This window comes from Lamprobacter modestohalophilus (assembly GCF_016583905.1).
In the GTDB taxonomy this organism is placed as follows: domain Bacteria; phylum Pseudomonadota; class Gammaproteobacteria; order Chromatiales; family Chromatiaceae; genus Lamprobacter; species Lamprobacter modestohalophilus.
The window spans coordinates 1-1,649 of sequence record NZ_NRRY01000149.1 but is presented as its reverse complement, the minus strand read 5'-3'; the positions used below and the strand labels follow the sequence as shown (position 1 = coordinate 1,649).

Sequence of the window (1,649 nt, the reverse complement as noted above, 5' to 3'; positions counted from 1 at the left end):
GCGCTCTCCTTGAAGGTAGCTGCTGACTGAGGGAGGTCTAGGCTCACTCGGACCCGACCCAGCAGAAATGCTCGGTCCGCAGTTGCGTCTCGCCCTGCCAGCGATAGGCGCAGAGGATGCCCGGCTCGACACCACTGTAGTCGAGGCAAGCAACCTTGGGGGTGAGCGGTGCGGGCTCCCCGTCGAGCCAGTAGTGGCCGATGAACAGCGGTCGTGTATCGCTGTAGCCCGGTCGGGCTGCGGGCGGGACCGGAACGCTCGGTAACTGGTCGCGTTGCTCGGCATCAAGCAAGGCGATGTCGCGCAGGTCAGTGGCGGTCTCATCCCACCAGCGCACCCGCACATCGGTGCGCCAATGGCCGGTCTTGTCCTGATAGCGATGGCCGTCTGGCAGCGCCATCTCGAGGCCTTTGATCAGGCTCTCGAGTGCGGCATAAGCGGGATGACCGCAACGACTGGCGGCGATGAAGCCAGCCTCGGTCAGTCGGTTGGCGTCATCAAGGAATGGGCGGATCGCGGCGAGCTGTTGCTCCTCCCAACAGGCGTGGATGAGGCGCAGGCCGGGGAGCTCGAGATAGAGCGGCAGGCTGCGGAACCAGTCGATGATGTCGGCGTGGACCTCGGGCTGATGCTCGACCTCGTTCAAGAAGTCCTGATGCTGGCGGCGGTTCTTCTCGCTGCGCGGGCGCAGATGGGTGCCGGGTGCCTCGGGGTCTTCGGTGGCGAAAGCAATGGCGTTGAATTCGTGGTTGCCGAGCACGGCCTGGGCGCTACCGGCCTCGACCATGGCACGGACGATGGCGACGGTCTCGCGCTGCTGCGGACCGCGGTCGATGAAGTCGCCGACAAACAGGGCTTGGCGCTGGGGATGACGATAGGCGCCGTCGGTCTCGCGGTAGCCGAGCTGCTCGAGCAGTGTGCGCAAGCGTTGGGCTTGGCCGTGGAGATCGCCGATGAGGTCGTAGGCGTCGGGGCTGTAGGCGTCCATGAGGTGGGCTTCCGTTGGCGGCTGGGGCCGGGTTGGATGATCAGGCCGGGGCCGTCTCGGGACGTGACGTCTGCTCCTGCGTTTCGACCTCGACTCCGGGCGATTCGCAGCGGTTGCAGAGCACGGCCAGCGTGTCTTCGTCGTTCGGTTTCACGCTGAGGCTGCCGTCGGACTCCTCGACGTAGCATTCGTCGCTGAGGTTGTAGGCGACATGCACGCGCAGGCGATCGACGAGCGTCCCACAGCGTGAGCAGGGCACGGCCAAACCGGCCGGCGGATAGGGGCGGGTCAGGCCAAGCGCGGCGATCCAGTCAGGCTCGGCCGCGGACCAGCACGGATGACTGCAGTAGCGGCCGATCTCCTCTGCGCTGTCTCTGACGATGTTGACGCACTCAACCAGTTCGGAAGGCCAGTTGTACCCAGGCAGATCCTTGGCTGGAACAATGCTCATCCACTGCAGAGACCGCGTGAGCGAGAGCCCGCAGGGGGTGCTCGGGCCGCCGCAGTGGTCGCAGATCATCGACGCAAGGTCATCGTGTGTTAGTGACATGAGGAGCAATCGACCTTACTCAGGCGGCGCGTCTTCGTCGCCCGCGCAGAGCACCTTGCAGCGCTTTTTCGCGTAGCTCCAAGCCGAGAAGCCGCCACCCTCGATCCAAGG

2 protein-coding genes are annotated in these 1,649 nt (G+C 65.4%); both read right to left on the bottom strand.

Going from position 1 to position 1,649, the window contains the following annotated elements:
• Positions 1-43: 43 nt before the first annotated feature.
• Positions 44-988 carry a metallophosphoesterase gene (locus CKO42_RS26460; RefSeq protein ID WP_200252545.1) on the bottom strand — a complete coding sequence of 315 codons (945 nt, stop codon included), beginning with the start codon at positions 986-988 and terminating at the stop codon, positions 44-46.
• A gap of 40 nt (positions 989-1,028) precedes the next feature.
• Entirely contained in the window at positions 1,029-1,538 is a 510-nt protein-coding gene (locus tag CKO42_RS26455) for a hypothetical protein (protein ID WP_200252527.1), read from the bottom strand.
• Between the last annotated feature and the right edge of the window lie 111 nt (positions 1,539-1,649).